At 64.4% G+C, this 16,393-nt stretch carries 14 protein-coding genes; 6 read left to right on the top strand and 8 right to left on the bottom strand.

What is annotated here, in order from left to right:
* Positions 1-10: 10 nt before the first annotated feature.
* The gene (locus H143_RS0100565) at positions 11-1,558 is read left to right on the top strand and encodes a xylose ABC transporter ATP-binding protein (protein ID WP_019936276.1); all 1,548 of its coding nucleotides are present in this window, start codon (positions 11-13) and stop codon (positions 1,556-1,558) included.
* Positions 1,559-1,563: 5 nt separating this feature from the next.
* A complete protein-coding gene (locus tag H143_RS0100560; protein ID WP_019936275.1) occupies positions 1,564-2,766 on the top strand; it encodes a sugar ABC transporter permease in 1,203 nt (400 codons plus the stop codon).
* A gap of 33 nt (positions 2,767-2,799) precedes the next feature.
* Here the strand turns inward: H143_RS0100560 and H143_RS0100555 are convergent, their stop codons facing one another.
* A complete protein-coding gene (locus tag H143_RS0100555) occupies positions 2,800-3,849 on the bottom strand; it encodes a LacI family DNA-binding transcriptional regulator (protein ID WP_019936274.1) in 1,050 nt (349 codons plus the stop codon).
* Positions 3,850-4,029: 180 nt separating this feature from the next.
* Between H143_RS0100555 and zwf the strand changes: the two genes are divergently transcribed.
* Together zwf and glk are read left to right on the top strand one after the other, a co-directional pair.
* Complete coding sequence (zwf, locus tag H143_RS0100550; protein ID WP_019936273.1) at positions 4,030-5,460, top strand: glucose-6-phosphate dehydrogenase; 1,431 nt, start codon at positions 4,030-4,032, stop codon at positions 5,458-5,460.
* Positions 5,461-5,687: 227 nt separating this feature from the next.
* A complete protein-coding gene (gene glk, locus H143_RS0100545; protein WP_019936272.1) occupies positions 5,688-6,671 on the top strand; it encodes a glucokinase in 984 nt (327 codons plus the stop codon).
* 38 nt (positions 6,672-6,709) lie between these two features.
* Here glk and msrQ read toward each other — a convergent pair whose 3' ends face one another.
* The 4 genes from msrQ to H143_RS0100525 all read right to left on the bottom strand — a co-directional run bounded on the left by msrQ (position 6,710) and on the right by H143_RS0100525 (position 9,621).
* On the bottom strand, positions 6,710-7,339 hold the full coding sequence (msrQ, locus tag H143_RS0100540) for a protein-methionine-sulfoxide reductase heme-binding subunit MsrQ (RefSeq protein WP_019936271.1): 630 nt from the start codon (positions 7,337-7,339) through the stop codon (positions 6,710-6,712).
* A 1-nt stretch (position 7,340) separates the two neighbouring features.
* Positions 7,341-8,309: a protein-methionine-sulfoxide reductase catalytic subunit MsrP gene (gene msrP / locus H143_RS0100535; RefSeq protein WP_019936270.1), complete on the bottom strand. Its 969-nt coding sequence runs from the start codon at positions 8,307-8,309 to the stop codon at positions 7,341-7,343.
* A gap of 101 nt (positions 8,310-8,410) precedes the next feature.
* Complete coding sequence (locus tag H143_RS0100530; protein WP_019936269.1) at positions 8,411-9,052, bottom strand: NrsF family protein; 642 nt, start codon at positions 9,050-9,052, stop codon at positions 8,411-8,413.
* Positions 9,049-9,621: a sigma-70 family RNA polymerase sigma factor gene (locus tag H143_RS0100525; protein ID WP_019936268.1), complete on the bottom strand. Its 573-nt coding sequence runs from the start codon at positions 9,619-9,621 to the stop codon at positions 9,049-9,051. The genes H143_RS0100530 and H143_RS0100525 overlap by 4 nt, the downstream gene beginning before the upstream one ends.
* Before the next feature lie 156 nt (positions 9,622-9,777).
* Between H143_RS0100525 and H143_RS0100520 the strand changes: the two genes are divergently transcribed.
* Positions 9,778-10,020 (top strand): hypothetical protein, encoded by a 243-nt coding sequence (locus H143_RS0100520; RefSeq protein WP_019936267.1) that lies wholly within the window; start codon positions 9,778-9,780, stop codon positions 10,018-10,020.
* A 79-nt stretch (positions 10,021-10,099) separates the two neighbouring features.
* On the opposite strand, the gene H143_RS0100515 is transcribed toward H143_RS0100520, so the two are convergent.
* From H143_RS0100515 to H143_RS0100505, 3 genes are all read right to left on the bottom strand, one after another.
* Positions 10,100-11,059 (bottom strand): aldo/keto reductase, encoded by a 960-nt coding sequence (locus H143_RS0100515; protein WP_155803465.1) that lies wholly within the window; start codon positions 11,057-11,059, stop codon positions 10,100-10,102.
* A gap of 95 nt (positions 11,060-11,154) precedes the next feature.
* On the bottom strand, positions 11,155-11,805 hold the full coding sequence (locus H143_RS0100510; RefSeq protein ID WP_019936265.1) for an HAD family hydrolase: 651 nt from the start codon (positions 11,803-11,805) through the stop codon (positions 11,155-11,157).
* 78 nt (positions 11,806-11,883) lie between these two features.
* Positions 11,884-12,840: an RluA family pseudouridine synthase gene (locus H143_RS0100505; protein WP_019936264.1), complete on the bottom strand. Its 957-nt coding sequence runs from the start codon at positions 12,838-12,840 to the stop codon at positions 11,884-11,886.
* Positions 12,841-13,389: 549 nt separating this feature from the next.
* Between H143_RS0100505 and H143_RS0100500 the strand changes: the two genes are divergently transcribed.
* Positions 13,390-16,296: an Rne/Rng family ribonuclease gene (locus H143_RS0100500; RefSeq protein ID WP_019936263.1), complete on the top strand. Its 2,907-nt coding sequence runs from the start codon at positions 13,390-13,392 to the stop codon at positions 16,294-16,296.
* Positions 16,297-16,393: the final 97 nt, after the last annotated feature.

Here is a 16,393-nt window from a genome sequence, read left to right as displayed (position 1 = left end):
GGGGCGATCGATGAGCGGCAACGGCTACCTGCTGGAGATGCGCAATATCGTCAAGGCGTTCTCCGGAGTTCGCGCGCTGGACGGCATTAATCTGGCGGTGCGGCCGGGCGAATGTGTCGGCCTGTGCGGCGAAAACGGCGCGGGAAAGTCGACCCTGATGAAGGTCCTGTCCGGCGTTTATCCGTACGGCAGCTACGAGGGGGAGATACGCTGGGAGGGCCAGCCGCTGCGCGCGCATTCGGTGCGCGACAGCGAGCGGCGCGGCATTGTCATCATCCACCAGGAATTGATGCTGGTGCAGCAGCTCTCGGTTGCCGAGAACGTCTTTCTCGGCAACGAAATCGCGCGGCCTGGCGGGCGCATGGACTACGACGCCATGTACCGCGAAACCGAGAAGCTGCTGGCGCGGCTCAAGCTGACTGACATCGACGTCACCGCGCCGGTCATGCACTACGGCAGCGGCCACCAGCAGCTGTTCGAGATCGCGCGGGCGCTGGCCAAAAACGCCAGGCTGCTGATCCTGGACGAGCCGACGTCGTCCTTGAGCGCCAAGGAAATCGCCGTGCTCCTGGACATCATCGAGGAACTCAAGCGCAGCGGCGTGGCGTGCATCTACATTTCGCACAAGCTCGAAGAGGTCGCTCGCGTCTGCGATACCGTCGCGGTGATCCGCGACGGCGCGCAGGTGGGTACTCGCGCCGCGGCGCAGATGAGCGTGGACGACATCATCGCCCTGATGGTCGGGCGTCGTATGGATTCGCTCTTTCCCCGCATCGAACACGACATTGGCGAGGTGGTGCTCGAAGCCCGCGGCGTGACGTGCTGGGACGCGACCAACCCCAGCCGCAAGCGCGTCGATGACGTTTCGCTCAGTGTGCGGCGCGGCGAGATACTCGGCATCGCCGGGCTGGTCGGCGCGGGGCGCACCGAACTGGTGTCGGCCATTTTCGGCGCTTATCCCGGCCGTTGCGCCTTGTCGTTGATGCTCGAAGGCAAGCCGATAACGCTTAAAGACCCCAATCGAGCCATTGCCAACGGCGTTTGCCTGGTGCCGGAAGACCGCAAGCGCCAGGGTATCGTTCCCCTGATGGGAGTGGGCGACAACATCACCTTGGCTACGCTGCAAACCTATGCGCGCGGCGGCACCGTCGACCGCGACGCAGAACTGCGCACCGTAAAAGATTCGATCCATCGGCTGCGGATCAAGGCGGCCAGCCCGGAGCTGGCCATCGCCGGTTTGTCGGGCGGCAACCAGCAGAAGGCGGTGCTGACCAAGATGATCCTGGCCAAACCCAAGGTGCTGATTCTCGATGAACCCACGCGCGGCGTGGACGTGGGCGCCAAGTACGACATCTACAAACTTATTTTCGAACTCGCCGCCGCGGGCGTGGCCATCATTATGGTCTCTTCCGAATTGCAGGAGGTCCTGGGCATGAGCGATCGCGTGCTCGTGATCGGCGAAGGCCAGGTGCGTGGCGACTTCATCAACCAGGGCCTGACCCAGGAGGACATCCTGGCCGCCGCGCTCAACACCCGACAGCAGCCTCGCGCTGCTTGAATCCCATGAACCAATTTCCTACCCAGGCCAATGGCCGTATCGCCCGCGCTGCGGGCGTGCCGCGCGTGGACGCCCGCCAAATACAACTGCTTTTTACGCGCTACAAGATACTTGCCCTGTTGTTCGCGGTGGCGTTGATCTGGCTGTTCTTCTGGAGCCAGACTCACGGTACCTTTCTGACGCCGCGCAGCCTGTCCAATCTGTTCCTGCAGATGTCGGTGACGGGCATGCTGGCCTGCGGCATGGTGTTCGTCATCATCGCCGGCGAGATCGACTTGTCGGTCGGGTCATTGCTCGGCCTCCTGGGCGGTCTGGTCGCCATCTTGACAGTCAATCTGCACTGGCCGACCTGGCCCGCGGTCATTGTCGTGCTGATAGCGGGCACCTTGATCGGCATGCTCAACGGCTTCATCACGACACGCATGCGCATTCCGTCCTTCATCGTCGGTCTGGGCGGCATGCTGGCCTTTCGCGGCGTGTTGCAATGGAGCACGAATTCCGTGACCATCGCGCCGGTGCCCGATGATCTGGTGTCGATTTCGCAGGGCTTCGTGCCGGTGGCGCTGTCCTGGGGGCTGGCAGCCGTGGTCGTCGCGAGCGCCTGCTTTTTTACCGTGCGCCGCCGCCGCAATCGCGCGCGCATGCATATTGCGTCCTCGCCCTTCTGGGCCGACGCGCTGCGCCTGCTGGTCATCGCGGCCGCCGTGATCGGCTTCGTCGCCGAACTGAATCGCGCCAATGGTGTGCCGATTCCCGTGCTGATTCTGCTGATTCTGCTTGCGATCTTCTCGTACATTGCCATGCAGACCGTGTTCGGCCGTCACGTCTATGCCGTGGGCGGCAACCTGGAAGCCACGCGCCTGTCCGGCGTCAACGTCAATCGCGTCAAGCTGGCGGTGTTCGCGCTGATGGGACTGATGTGCGCCTTTGCCGGCATCGTCACGACCGCGCGTTCTGCGGCCGGTTCGCCTTCGGCCGGCGACGGCGGTGAACTCGATGCGATCTCGGCCTGCTTCATCGGCGGCACGTCGATGCGCGGCGGCTCCGGCACGGTCTACGGCGCGCTGATTGGCGCGCTGGTGATGGCCAGTCTGGACAACGGCATGGAACAGATGAACGTCGACAGCTCGTGGCAGATGATCGTCAAAGGTCTCGTGCTGGTGCTGGCGGTCTGGGTCGACGTGCTATCGGGTTCCAGCCGGAACTGAACGGCAGGCCTGCGGTCAGGCTGCGCTGCCGTTTTATGCCGACGGTCTGCGGGTTGAATCGCGGATCACCAGTTCGTATTCCAGTATTTCGCTTACCGGATGGCGCTTCAGGCCGGGGTGCTGGGGGCGCTGCACGGCGACGATCTGTTCGATTGCCGCATAGGCCATGGCCTGAATGGGCTGGCGCACCGTCGTCAGGCTGGGCCATACTTGGCGCGATAGGGGCGTGTCGTCGTAGCCGACCACCGATAGCGCGCCCGGAACGTCCAGGCCTTGTGCATGCGCCGCATAGAGCACGCCGGCCGCCATGTCGTCGTTGCCGGCGAAGATGGCGGTGGGGCGGGGGGGGCGTGCCAGTAGCCGCCGCCCGCACTCGATGCCTGACTCGAAGGCGTGCGTGCCTTGCTCGATCAGGTTCTCGTCCACGGGCAGGCCACTTTGCCGCATCGCTTCGCGGTAGCCCGCCAGGCGTTCGTGCGCGGCGCCGTGATCGGGATGACCGCAGACAAAACCGATGCGACGATGCCCGAGTTCGATCAGGTGCAGCGTCATGTCGCGCGCCGCCGAGCGGTCGTCCATGCTGACGGACATGCCATGGTGTTGGCGGTCGATGGGCGATAGCCGGACATAGTCCACGCCGGTTTCGTCCAATGCCTGCGTCAGTGCCGCCACGTCGCAGACGGGCGGGGTCAGGATCAAGCCGGTCAGGGCGCGCTGGCGCAGGTTTTGCACGATATGCGCGCTAAGGTCGGGCGCGCGGTAATTGCAGGGCAAGAGCAGCAGGCTGTAGCCGTAGAGGCCGCAGGCCTGCAGCGCGCCGCGCTGCAGATTGACGACGTAGTTGTCGCTGGGGTTGTCGTAGACCAAGGCGATGATGTCGGTGCGTTTGCTTGCCAGCCCGCGCGCCGAAGGGTTGGGCTGATAGCCTAGTCTAGCCATCGATTCGGCGACTTTCTGGCGGGTTTTCTCGCTAACGTTGGGCTCGTGGTTGAGCACGCGCGAGACCGTCTTGATCGAAACGCCGGCATCCTCGGCGACGTCGTCGACCGTGATGGATCCCGTGGTGATCCTGCTGTTTTTCATGAGGCGGGTGAAAAAAGAGGGAGTGGGAATTCTAAGGCCAAGAACGAAGCGGCGTCGCACGGCGCCTCGAGTACAAATAGGCATAATTCCTAATTGACAGCGCTGTCAATTTTAGAGATTCTTTCACTTCTACATCAAAGAAGCCACAAGGAATACCGGGTGAGCAAACCTGATTTCGATATGGTGCTGTTCGGCGGCACCGGCGATCTGGCGCGGCGCAAGCTGCTGCCGGCGCTGTTCTGCGCGCATTGCGCGGGGCAGCTGCATCCAGACGCGCGCATCGTCGCCACCGGCAGCCGCGCCGCCAGCACGCAAGACTATGTGGCGCAGCTGGAAGAGGCCATGAGGGAGCAGCGGCACGGCGCGCCGCAAGACTGGGCGAGTTTTGCGAATCGTATTGTCTACATGCAGGTTGATGCGCTCGATCCGGCGCATTTCGATACCTTGGCGCAACGGATCCAGGCGCGTTCGCCGCAGGTGGTGGTGTTCTATCTGGCTACCGCGCCGCATCTTTTCGTGCCGGTCTGCGAGCAACTGGGTCGCGTCGGCCTGAACCATCCGGGCGCGCGGGTCGTGCTGGAAAAGCCGCTGGGGCACGACCTGGATTCGTCCGAGTCGATCAACGACGCGGTCGCGCGCCACTTCGCCGAAGACCAGATTTATCGCATTGATCATTATCTGGGCAAGGAGTCGGTGCAGAATCTCATGGCGATCCGCTTTGGCAACGCGCTGTTCGACCCGCTGTGGCGGCGCGAGTGGGTGCGCGAGGTGCAGATCACTATCGCCGAAGAACTGGGTGTGGAAGCGCGCGGCGATTTCTACGACCGTACGGGGGCGTTGCGCGATATGGTGCAGAACCACCTGCTTCAGCTCGTATGCATGGTGGCGATGGAACCGCCGGCCAGTCTGGCCGAAGACGCTATCCGTGACGAAAAGATCAAGATCCTCAAGGCGCTCAAGCCCATCCTGCATCGAGACGTGGCCGAAAAAACCGTGCGCGGGCAATATCACGCCGGGGCCATCCAGGGCCAGCCCGTGCCGGGCTATTTGCAGGAGCAGGGCATCGTTGCCGGCAGCGGCACGGAGACGTTTGTCGCAATCAAGGCCGAGATCGCCAATTGGCGCTGGGCCGGCGTGCCTTTTTTTCTGCGCACCGGCAAGCGCATGCAGGCGCGCGTGGCCGAGATTGTGATCCATTTTCGCGACGTGCCCCATGCCATTTTTCCGCGTCCCTACGGTCTGACTGCGCCGAACCGGCTGGTGATCCGGCTGCAGCCGCAGGAAAGCATCCGCCTTTACTTTTTGGTCAAGCAGCCGGGAGACACGGTGGCGTTGACGCAGACCTCGCTCGATCTGGATCTGGCTGCGTCTTCCAAAGTGCGCCGCGCCGGCGCCTACGAGCGCCTGTTGCTGGACGTGATCCGCGGCCGGCTGGGTCTGTTCGTGCGGCGCGACGAGCAGGTGCAGGCCTGGCGTTGGGTCGAACCCATTCTCGATACCTGGCGCGATAGCCCCATACCGCCCAAGTCCTATACGTCCGGTACCTGGGGGCCGGCGGCTTCGTCGGCGCTGCTGTCGCGCGACGCCTCCTCCTGGCACGAAGAAAGCTAGTGTTCTATCCCATAAGTTCACGGCCAAGATGAAATTGATGGATACGTCCGCAAGGCTAGGCGCGAACCACAGCGATAGCCCAAGCTATCGCGAGGATTCGCAACAACGCCTTGCGGGCGAAGACGCGATTTCATGGACGCGAACTTATGGGACAGAACACTAGGTGGCAGCCGTCACCGCGATCGATCTGAGTTTTTGTTTTCCTGAAATCCGAATTACGCTATTTCATGCCTTCCTACGGACTTTTCCCTCGTTTGCTCGCCGACGTCGGTGGAACCAATGTGCGCTTCGCATTGGAGCGCGAAACCATGCGGCTCGACCCGGTCGTCACCCTCAAAGTGGCCGATTTTCCCTCGCTGGAGGCCGCCGCGCGGCATTACCTGTCCAGCGTCGGCGAAATGCCTCGCCATGCGGCCATCGGACTGGCCAACCCCGTTACCCGCGATATGGTCAAACTGACCAATCACAGTTGGGCCTTTTCGTTGGAAGGCATGCGCTGCGCGATGGGTCTGGACACGCTCCTGGCGATCAACGATTTCACCGCGCTGGCGCTGGCGCTGCCGCATTTGCCGCCACAGGGGCTGGCGCAGATCCGCCCGGGGCAGGCGCAGGCTTTGATGCCCAGCGTGCTGATCGGCCCGGGAACGGGGCTGGGCGTGTCGGGGTTGATTCCCGGTCACGCGGGGGCGCCCGCCGTCGCTGTGGCGGGAGAGGGCGGGCATATCGAAATCATGCCCGACACCGACGACGAGTGGGTGGCCTGGCGTGCTGCTCAGCGCGAATTCGGCCATGTGTCGGCCGAGCGTTTGCTCTCGGGTGCGGGCTTGTCGCTGATTCACGACGCCTTGGCTGCGCAAGCTGGTGCCGTTGCCTTTGCGCCGCTGGCGCCCGAAGCGGTCACGGCGGGCGCGCTGGAACAGGGCGACCCCCTGTGCCTGCGCAGCATGCGCGTGTTCTTTGGTTTGCTGGGATCGGTCGCTGCCGACGTCGCACTGGTGCTGGGCGCGCGCGCCGGCGTCTACATTGGCGGCGGCATCGTACCGCGGTTCATCGGCGCGCTGCGAGACTCGCCATTTTGCGAACGCTTTCTCGCCAAGGGCCGGATGCGCGCCTATTTGGATGCCGTGCCGATCTTCGTGGTGACGGCCGCGCATCCCGCCTTGCTGGGTTTGTCGGTGGCCTTGTCGCGGGCGGTGTCCAAGCCGGGCTGAGACCCTTCCCGCGGATCCGCGGGAAGGGTCCGATCGATCTACCGCCGCAGGCGCTCCGCGATCCGCCACCCCAGCAGCGAGATCAGCACGCAGGCGTAGATGGCCGGCTCCTGGAAGTTGTTCTTGCCGGCCCGCATCCACCAGAAGTGCAGGATCGCCAGCATGCCAATCACATAGATTACGCGATGCAGACGCTGCCAGTTGCGTCCCATCGCCCGCATCATCGCTTGCGGCGAGGTGATTGCCAAAAGGCTCATCAGCACGAAAGCGGTGAAGCCGACCAGAATGAAGGGCCTCTGGCCTATGTCTTCGATCATCGAAGACAGATTCCAGTTGCGGTCCCACCAGGCCCAGGTCAGAAAGTGCATGCAGGCGTAGAAGAAGGTGAAAAGCCCGCACATGCGGCGCACGCGCACCAGGGCCGGCTGATTGGTCAGGCGGCGCAAGGGCGTGATGCCCAGCGTGACCAGCAGGCACACCAGCGTCCAGGTGCCTGAGGATCGCGTCAGAAACTCGACCGGGTTGACCGTCAGACCATCGTGAAAGCCGAGCCATATCCAGCGCAAAAAGGGCAGCAGGCCGACCACGAACAGGAAAGGCTTGATGCGGCCTACGGCCCGCACGTCAAGCTTGCGGCGCACGATAGGCGCTTGCGTCAACTCGACCATTTCAGAAATTGGCCTTCAAGTCCATGCCCGCGTACATCGACGCGACCTGGTCGCCGTAGCCGTTGAACATCAGCGTTTTGCGCTTGGGCGCGAACAAGCCGTCCGGGTCGCCGATGCGGCGCTCGGTGGCTTGGCTCCAGCGCGGATGCGGCACGTTGGGGTTCACGTTGGCATAGAAGCCGTATTCGTTCGGCGCGGCCTTGACCCAGGCCGTCGCGGGCTGCTTTTCGACCAGGCGTATCTTCACCAGCGACTTGCCCGACTTGAAGCCATACTTCCACGGCACGGCCACGCGCAGCGGCGCGCCGTCCTGATTGGGCAGCATCTTGCCGTACAGGCCGAACACCAGCATCGACAGCGGATGCATGGCTTCGTCCATGCGCAGCCCCTCGATATAGGGCCATTCGAGCACATCCGAAGTCACGCCCGGCATGGTTTCCTTCTGTACCGCGCTGACGAATTCGACGTACTTGGCGTTGCCGGTCGGCTCGACCTGTTTGAGCAGCGCCGACAGCGAGTAACCCACCCAGGGAATCACCATGGACCAGGCCTCGACGCAGCGCAGCCGGTAGACGCGATCTTCCATGGGGGCGAGCTTGAGCAGGTCGTCGATGCCGAAGGTGCGCGGCTTGGCGACCTCGCCTTCGACGCTCACCGTCCAGGGCCGGGTGATGAGCTTGCCTGCATAGTCGGCCGGATCGGACTTGTCCAGACCGAATTCGTAGAAGTTGTTGTAGTGCGTGATGTCCTTGTATGAGGTCTGCGTGTCCATCACCACGTACTTCGGGTTGGGTGTGCCGGGCAGCGGCGCCAAGTCCGGCGCGTCGGCGGCCAGCGCGTCGGGCATGCGTGCCAGTCCCAGCGCGGCGCCGCCCAGGGCGGTTTGCTTGAGCCACCTACGCCGCGATTGCCACACCGATTCGGGCGTTATCTCGGAGGCAGGAACATCTGAAGATTGGCGTATGAGCATGGGACTCACCTTTTTTGCGGGATTTGAGCAGTGTGCGCCTTTGGTAATTCGCTGGGCGGGAAAGAATGGTTACCGTCCGGGCGAAATTAATTACGGCGCTTCTACCATTGAAATAAATACCTGCCCAGCAAGGCGCCGATGCCCGTGGGGATGAGCACGCCGAGCAAATACCAGAACCCCACGAACGGCGCCGCCAGTTCCGGGCAATGCAGGCAATAGACAACCGCGCCCGCGGCGCCGGAAAGCAGGCCTACGGCCGCGCCGGCCAGCCGCAGTCGGGTGGGCGCCAAACCGCGCATGGCCCAGGTCGTGCCGGCAAACACGGGTATGGACAGCATAGCAATGAGGAAGGGGCATACGATCCAGGTCTGGCCGAAGAAGGCTTCAGCGCGTTGCGCGGCATCGTCCGGTACCAACGTTGCCACCGCGATTGCCCATATCGCCAGAATGGGAATGGCCAGGGCCAGGGGTGCGCGGCCCAGCTTGACGCCGGGGCGCGCCAGGCGCAGCACGATGACCAGGCCGATGCAGGCGAGGGCGGCGGCAAACGAGAGCTTCATCCAGAAGTTCGGCAATTCGAGATATCGGCCCAAGGCGGGGTTCAGGCCAAGCGTGGCCAGCATCAGCAGCGCCGAGCACGGCATGCCCGTGCCCAGGGCCAGCGCGAAACGTCTGCCGCCGCGATCGGGTTGTACCGCGCCGGCATCGCGGGCAAGCATGGCGATAAGATCGTCGGTCTTCATGATTGATTCCTGATTCTTGCAGCCAAGGCCTTCAGGCCTCGATGCACGCCTACCTTGACTGCCGCCTCGGACATGCCCGTCATGCCGGCTGTTTCTGCTACGGACCAACCCTCCAGCTTGACGTACACGATAGGCAGGCGCTGCCGGTCGGGCAGCAGGTCCAGCAGCTTGGCCACGTCCCGCCGCGCCTGCATGGCCTCGGAGTCCGAGTTGCAGAGGATGTCCTGCGCATCGTCCAGCGGGTCGGTCAGCAACTCTTGGCGCGATCGCCGGCGCAGCAGATCGACGAGCTTGAACTTCGCGATGGCGTACACCCAGGCAGTCAGGGGCAGCGCCATGTCATAGGTATGGCGCTGGTTGTGGACTGCGATGAGGGCTTCCTGCACGAGGTCTTCCACTTCGTCCGGCAGGCCGCGCAAGCGGTTGCGCAGATAGGCGCGCAGCCGCTTGCCGAGTTCCGACAGAAAGGCGTGGTAGGCCCTGTCGTCGCCCGCAAGGCCGCGAGAGAAAAGACTTTTTAGTCTTTCCTCTATGTCCGACTGCGCCTGGTTGCTATCTCGCTGCGGCATCGATATGTGTTTTCTTGTTTATTCGTTGTACCGGCGTTTCGGGTTACCGGGCTGCGTACTTTTTCAGCCCGGGCTGTAACCGGAGTGGGCTGTGCGTCGAACTGGATTGTACCGGCCGCGATTTCCCGCGGCCCTTACCCCGATAGGAGTCAAGCCATGAAGAAAATTTCGATTTCCGGCGCGGTTGCGTGTGTGATGCTGCTGGGTCTGGCCAGCGCCCATGCGGCGGGCATGGGCCAGGACGACATGAAGAAATCCGGCATGTATGCCAAGAGCGATGCCATGCTGCACAAGGCCATGCGCAAGGCAGGCAAGAACGACGGCATGATGCAAAAGAGCGGCGCCATGCACAAGGGCATGCAGAGCAGCTCCATGGACAAGGGCACCATGCAGAAATAGGGCGTGGGCTGGCGAGCAGCCCACTGTCGGGCATGCTATGGCGCCCAGAACCCAGGGTCCTCGCGCGGCGCCGCGGAGGTTATGCCTGCGCTTGCGCGCTGGCCCCATCCAGAGCCTGGATGTCGGAAGCGTCGAGCTTGAGTCGCACCGCCTGCGCGAAACTGTCCACCTGGGCGGCCGAAGTGGCGCTCACGATGGGCGCCGTGATGCTGGGCCGCGCGATCAGCCAGGCCAGTGCCACGGAGGCCTGCGTGACGCCTTGGCGCTCGGCAACCTGGTCCAGCGCCGCTAGAATGGCCATGCCACGCGGGTTGAGATATTTGGGCACCCCTCGACCGCCGCGCACGCTCTTGGACAGATCGTCGACAGAACGGTACTTGCCTGACAGAAAGCCTGAGGCCAGGCTGTAATACGGCACCACGCCCAGGTGCTCTGCCACAGCGATGGGCTCGAGCTCGGCCTCATAGGCCGCGCGACTGTACAGGTTGTATTCGGGCTGCAGGATCTGATAGCGCGGCAAGCCATTTGCATCGGCCACGCGCAGGGATTCCAGCGTGCGCGCGCCGCTGAAATTGGACGCCCCGATGACCCGCACCTTGCCCGCCTGGATCAGCTTCTGATACGCGCCCAGTGTTTCTTCGATGGGTACGTTGGGATCGTCTTCGTGCGAGAAGTAGATGTCGACATAGTCCGTCTGCAAGCGTCTGAGCGAGTCTTCGATCGCGGCCTGGATGTTGGCCGACGACAGGCCTGGACGCTTGGCGGTGTGCTTGGCCACTTTGGTGGCGATCACGACGCGATCGCGCTTGCCGCTTCCGGTCAGCCATTTGCCGATGAGGGTTTCGGACTCGCCGCCCTGGTTGCCCGGCACCCAGGCCGAATAGACGTCGGCCGTGTCGATGAAGTTCAAGCCTGCGTCGACGAAAGCGTCCAGAATCGAGAACGACGCGGCTTCGTTCGCCGTCCAACCGAAGACGTTGCCGCCCAGCATCAGCGGCGCGACCTGCAGGGTCGACTGGCCTATTGTGCGCGTGGCAATTGCCATATGTGATCCATTATCCAAAGAAATAAGCCGATCTGGCCAGGATAACGCGGCGTGGCCGATATGTCGCTTGCCGGGCAATCCGCCGGGCCTCAAACCCGGGCGAGCAGCCAGGCCTGCAGTTCGGCCATTCTATGCACCACCACCTGCGGCGCGCAGGCCTGCAACTCGTCGGGCGGATGGGCGCCGTAGGCCACGCCCACGCCGTGGACCCCGGCGCTGTTGGCCATTTGCAGGTCGTGCGAGGTGTCGCCCACCATGGCGACATGCTCGGGCGCTGTGTCCAGTTCCTCCATGATCTGCAGCAGCATGGCCGGATGCGGCTTGCTGAAAGTCTCGTCGGCCGTGCGGGTGGCTTCGAAGCGCCCGGCCAGGCCCGTGGCGGCCAGCACCCGGTTCAGTCCCACGCGGCTCTTGCCCGTGGCCACGGCCAGTTTCACGTTGCGCGCAGCCAGGGCATCGAGCATGTCGAGCGCGCCGTCAAAGAGTTTGATGTCGGGATCGCGCTGTAGATAGTGGACGCGGTAGCGCTCCAGAAAGCGCGGCAGCAGGGCCGGCGTAAGCTTGGGCACGGCGCGCAGCAGCGCGCTGTCCAGCGACAGGCCTATCACCCAGCTGGCTTCGGAGGCAGAGGGTTCGGGCAGTTCGAGGTCGCGGCAGGATGCCTGGATGGCGGCCACGATGGTATGGGTGGAATCCATCAAGGTGCCGTCCCAATCGAACACCACCAGGGAATAAGACATATCAGCCTCCGCTCGGCCGCCCGAAGGGGGCTGAAGTCCCCTCGGGGGGCAGCGAACGCGGTGAGCGTGGGGGGTGTTTCATCTTTTCTCCAACTGATTCAGGAGCCGTGTGCAGGCTTCGGGCAGCGGCGCGGCCAGTGCCAGAGTCTCGCCCGTGAGCGGATGGGGCAGCGTCAGGCTGTGCGCGTGCAGGAACATGCGGTTGAATCCTTGCCTGGCCAGCGCGGCGCGGGTTTCGTCGCGGCCGTACTTGTCGTCGCCTGCGATGGGAAAGCCGCTGGCGGCCAGGTGCACCCGGATCTGGTGGGTGCGCCCGGAGCGCAGCTCGGCGTCGACCAGGCTGTAGCCATCGTAGCGTTTCTGCAGCGTGACGATGGTGTGGGCCGACATGCCGTCTTCGCGGTCGACCTTGACGCGGCGCTCGCCGCTGGCGGTGGTCCACTTGGTCAGCGGCAGCTTGATGTGCTGGCGGTCGTTGAGCCAGTGGCCTTCGACCAGGGCGTAATAGTGCTTGTCGCCTCTGCCTTCGCGCAGCATGGCGTGCAGGGCCAGCAGGGCGCTGCGCTTTTTGGCCACCATGAGCAGGCCCGAGGTCTCGCGGTCGAGCCGATGGACCAGTTCCAGGAATTTCGCTTCGGGCCGGGCGGCGCGCAGCTGCTCGATGACGCCGAAGGACACGCCGCTGCCGCCGTGCACCGCCACGCCGGACGGCTTGTCGATCACCAGCAGGGCCTCGTCCTCGAAGATCACCGGGAATTGCGCGCCCGGTACCGGGCGCGCAATTCCCGGATCGGGCAGGCGCATCGGCGGTACACGCAGCACGTCGCCTGCGGCCAGGCGATAGGCGGCATCAATGCGTCCCTTGTTAATGCGCACCTGCCCGCCGCGGATGGCCTTGTAGATATGGCTTTTTGGGACGCCCTTGCACAGCCGAATGAGGAAGTTGTCGATACGCTGGCCGTCGTGTTCAGCGTCGATTTCGACCAGGCGGACGGCGGGGGCGGGTTGGGTCGGAGACGGTTCTTTTTTGCGCATTGCGGAAAGCGGGGATACAATCGTCGGAACCTTAAGGGGTTGATTCCGCCTATGCCGTCATATGGAGAGGGTACGGCTGGACGTAGAGATGTGCGTTTTACATTACAAGAAGTGCGTTCGAGCAAAATCCGAACGCCACGCGCGGTTCCGTCCGGCATGATGCCGCCATTGTACTGCCTGCGGGTTCAGCTCCGGGGTCCCTTGGTCGGCGGCGCCTGGCTTTTTAAGTTGGCAGCCGCACGCGATCTGAAGCACAAGAGAATCGTCGCAATCGTTTTACGCACCAGGTGCGCGCGGCGTGGCCTAGCCCGTCGCCGCATCTGTCGTTCCCAGCAACCCTCCCGTCATCCCCCACTCACGTGAAGTTGACCGTCCTGCTGAAAGAACCTCGTGCCATCTGGCACGACGTGCCCGCCTGACTCGCGGCGGATACGCCCTGGCTGCCAAGCCCGGGTACGGTCCGCATCTTCTCCGCTTCAGTTTGCCGCCCGAGTGATCCGAGGTCGCGCGCCGAACCCGGCGCGTTCCTGACTACGGAGAATCGCACTCATGAAGCGCATGCTGTTTAACGCGACGCACCAGGAAGAACTGCGCGTCGCCATCGTCGATGGGCAAAAGCTCATCGATCTGGACATCGAAACCGCCGGCCGCGAACAGCGCAAAGGCAACATCTACAAAGGCGTCATCACCCGCATCGAGCCCGGCCTCGAAGCCTGTTTCGTCAACTACGGCGAAGACCGCCACGGCTTCCTGCCTTTCAAGGAAGTCGCCCGCACCTATTTCAAGGAAGGCGTCGATGTGCGTACCGCGCGCATCCAGGACGCCCTCAAGGAAGGCCAAGAACTCATCGTCCAGGTCGAAAAGGAAGAGCGTGGCAACAAGGGCGCGGCCCTGACCACCTTCATCTCGCTGGCTGGCCGCTATCTGGTACTGATGCCCAACAATCCGCGTGGCGGCGGCGTTTCGCGCCGCGTCGAGGGCGAGGATCGCCAGGAACTGCGCGATACGATGGACCAGCTGGACGTGCCGCAAGGCATGAGCATCATCGCCCGTACCGCGGGCATCGGCCGCAACGTCGAGGAACTGCAGTGGGACTTGTCCTACCTGATGCAGCTCTGGACGGCTATCGACGGCGCCGCCCGCGACAATGCCGCGCCTATCCTCATCTACCTGGAATCGAGCCTGGTCATCCGGGCCATACGCGACTATTTTTCGCCCGATATTGGCGAGATCCTGATCGATACCGACGAGATCGCCGAGCAGGCCATCGCTTTCATGAGCGTGGTGATGCCGGACAACGTGCAGCGCGTCAAGCGCTACCGCGACGACATTCCCCTGTTTTCGCGCTTCCAAATCGAACACCAGATCGAGACGGCCTATTCGCGCACGGTCAACCTGCCGTCGGGCGGCGCCATCGTCATCGACCACACCGAAGCGCTGGTGGCCGTGGATGTGAACTCGGCGCGTTCGACCAAGGGGTCGGACATCGAAGAGACGGCCCTGCGCACCAATCTGGAAGCCGCCGAGGAAGTGGCCCGCCAGTTGCGTCTGCGCGATCTGGGCGGCCTGATCGTGATCGATTTCATCGACATGGAAGAAGGCAAGAACCAGCGCGCCGTCGAGCAACGCCTGCGCGAGGCCTTGCACTTTGACCGCGCCCGCGTGCAGATGGGCAAGATCTCGCGCTTCGGCCTGATGGAGCTGTCGCGCCAGCGCCTGCGCCCGGCGCTGAACGAAGGCTCGCACATCACCTGCCCGCGCTGCAACGGCACCGGCGTGATCCGCGATGCCGAGTCCAGCGCCCTGCACGTGCTGCGTCTGCTGCAGGAAGAGGCCATGAAGGAAAACACCGCCGCCGTGTATGCCCAGGTGCCGGTCGAAGTGGCCACCTTCCTGCTGAACGAAAAGCGTGCCGACATCTCCAAGATCGAGACGCGCCTGAAGGTCAATCTGGTGCTCATCCCCAACAAGCACCTGGAGACGCCGCATCACCACATCGAGCGCCTGCGCCACGACGATCCGCGCCTGGAAGAAATCCGGACCAGCTTCGAACTGATCGAGGCGCCGTCCACCATCGAGACCTGGTCGCCGCACTCCGAAACCGCTGAAGTCAAGGCCAAGCCCGAAGCGCTGGTCAAGGGCATCACTCCGGCTCAGCCCGCGCCGGTGCACACGCCGGCTCCGGTGCTTGCGGCCGCGGTTGCGGCGCCCGCCTCCGGCGGCCTGCTCAAGCGCGTGTTGAACTGGTTCACTGGCGGCGACGCTGCGCCCGCAGCGTCGGTCCAGGCCAGCGAGGAGCCCCGCGGCGGCAGCGGGCCGAACCGCGGCCGCCGCAACCACGACGGCCAGGAACGCCGCGGCGAACGCCATGGCTCCGATCGTTCGCGCAACAGCCGCCGTGGCGGCAATGAGGCTGCCGCCGAGCAGGAAGGCAATGCAGGCCGCTCGCAGCAAGCTCGCGGCAACCGCCGTAACGAAGAACGCGTGCCGCGCACTGAACGCACCGAGCAGCGTGCCGAGCGCGATGCAGCGGCCCTCCCCGAGCGCGTGCAGGAAGCTGCCGCGGACGAAGAGTCGGCCGTGCCTCGCAACGGCCGTGGCCGCAACCGCCGCGGTCGCGGTCGCCGTGAAGACGGCGCCAATCAGTCGCCGGTCGATCAGGATGTGCTGAGCACGTCCGAGGCTGAGAATCTTGCTGTCACGCCCGAGACGGTTACCCCGGCGCACGCCGCAGTCCAGCCCCTCGTCGATACGGTCGATGACCAGGCCATCGGGGCGTCCGACGCGCCGGCCGACCAGGCCGAAGCCGATCCCGAGCGTAAGCGCCGCCGCCGCCGCAGCCGTCGAGGCCGCCGCAATGGCGAAGAGACGACGGGCATAAGCGCCGAAGGCCAGGACGATGAGGTCCGCGAACAGGACGAAGACCAGGAGACGGCCCAGGCCGAGCCGCTTTCCCCGGCTCCTGTCGAGTCTGCGGACGCTGCGCTGGCCTTGGCGCCTGTCGCACCGGTTGCCCTCGAGCCTGCCCCAGTTGCCGAGCAGCAGGATCCCGAAGGTGCCGTGATCAAGGCCATCGCGGCCGCGCACGCCGAGTCCCGGGAGTTCCAGACGAGCGCCGCGCCGGCCGAACCCGCGGTGACCGAGCCTATCATCGAGGCAGCGCCTGCCGCCGTGGAGGCCGCACCCGTTGTTGCCCCCGCCGCGCCTGCTCCCGTCGTCGCGGTACCCGCTCCGATTGCGGCTGCCCCGGCCGCCGCCGAACCGGTGCAGGCCAGCACGCTGCATGGCATCGTCAATGCCGCCGGACTGACCTGGGTGGAAACCGATCCGAGCCGTCACGTTCAGACCCAGCAGCGTATCGCCGCGAGTCTCGTGCCTGTGGGCTTGGGCCGCGAACGCAAGCCCGTCGCGCCGGTCTCCAGTGTGCCGCTGCAGCAGGTCGAGACGCGCCGTTGAATCGCGGCCCCGCGGTAGCGGGGTTCGGCGATGAAAACCCGCGGGATGCATCGAGCGTCCCGCGGGTTTTTTCTTGCCCGCAATGGGTCGATGGCGT

This window comes from Bordetella sp. FB-8, assembly GCF_000382185.1.
GTDB lineage: Bacteria > Pseudomonadota > Gammaproteobacteria > Burkholderiales > Burkholderiaceae_B > Bordetella.
This window is presented reverse-complemented; position numbering and strand designations above follow the sequence as displayed.

What these genes read in the sequence shown, in the direction of transcription:
- H143_RS0100565 (WP_019936276.1), top strand. Translation starts at nt 11, where the DNA reads ATGAGCGGCAACGGCTACCTGCTGGAGATGCGCAATATCGTCAAGGCG.
- H143_RS0100560 (WP_019936275.1), top strand. Translation starts at nt 1,564, where the DNA reads ATGAACCAATTTCCTACCCAGGCCAATGGCCGTATCGCCCGCGCTGCG.
- H143_RS0100555 (WP_019936274.1), bottom strand. Translation starts at nt 3,849, where the DNA reads ATGAAAAACAGCAGGATCACCACGGGATCCATCACGGTCGACGACGTC.
- zwf (WP_019936273.1), top strand. Translation starts at nt 4,030, where the DNA reads ATGGTGCTGTTCGGCGGCACCGGCGATCTGGCGCGGCGCAAGCTGCTG.
- glk (WP_019936272.1), top strand. Translation starts at nt 5,688, where the DNA reads ATGCCTTCCTACGGACTTTTCCCTCGTTTGCTCGCCGACGTCGGTGGA.
- msrQ (WP_019936271.1), bottom strand. Translation starts at nt 7,339, where the DNA reads ATGGTCGAGTTGACGCAAGCGCCTATCGTGCGCCGCAAGCTTGACGTG.
- msrP (WP_019936270.1), bottom strand. Translation starts at nt 8,309, where the DNA reads ATGCTCATACGCCAATCTTCAGATGTTCCTGCCTCCGAGATAACGCCC.
- H143_RS0100530 (WP_019936269.1), bottom strand. Translation starts at nt 9,052, where the DNA reads ATGAAGACCGACGATCTTATCGCCATGCTTGCCCGCGATGCCGGCGCG.
- H143_RS0100525 (WP_019936268.1), bottom strand. Translation starts at nt 9,621, where the DNA reads ATGCCGCAGCGAGATAGCAACCAGGCGCAGTCGGACATAGAGGAAAGA.
- H143_RS0100520 (WP_019936267.1), top strand. Translation starts at nt 9,778, where the DNA reads ATGAAGAAAATTTCGATTTCCGGCGCGGTTGCGTGTGTGATGCTGCTG.
- H143_RS0100510 (WP_019936265.1), bottom strand. Translation starts at nt 11,805, where the DNA reads ATGTCTTATTCCCTGGTGGTGTTCGATTGGGACGGCACCTTGATGGAT.
- H143_RS0100505 (WP_019936264.1), bottom strand. Translation starts at nt 12,840, where the DNA reads ATGCGCAAAAAAGAACCGTCTCCGACCCAACCCGCCCCCGCCGTCCGC.
- H143_RS0100500 (WP_019936263.1), top strand. Translation starts at nt 13,390, where the DNA reads ATGAAGCGCATGCTGTTTAACGCGACGCACCAGGAAGAACTGCGCGTC.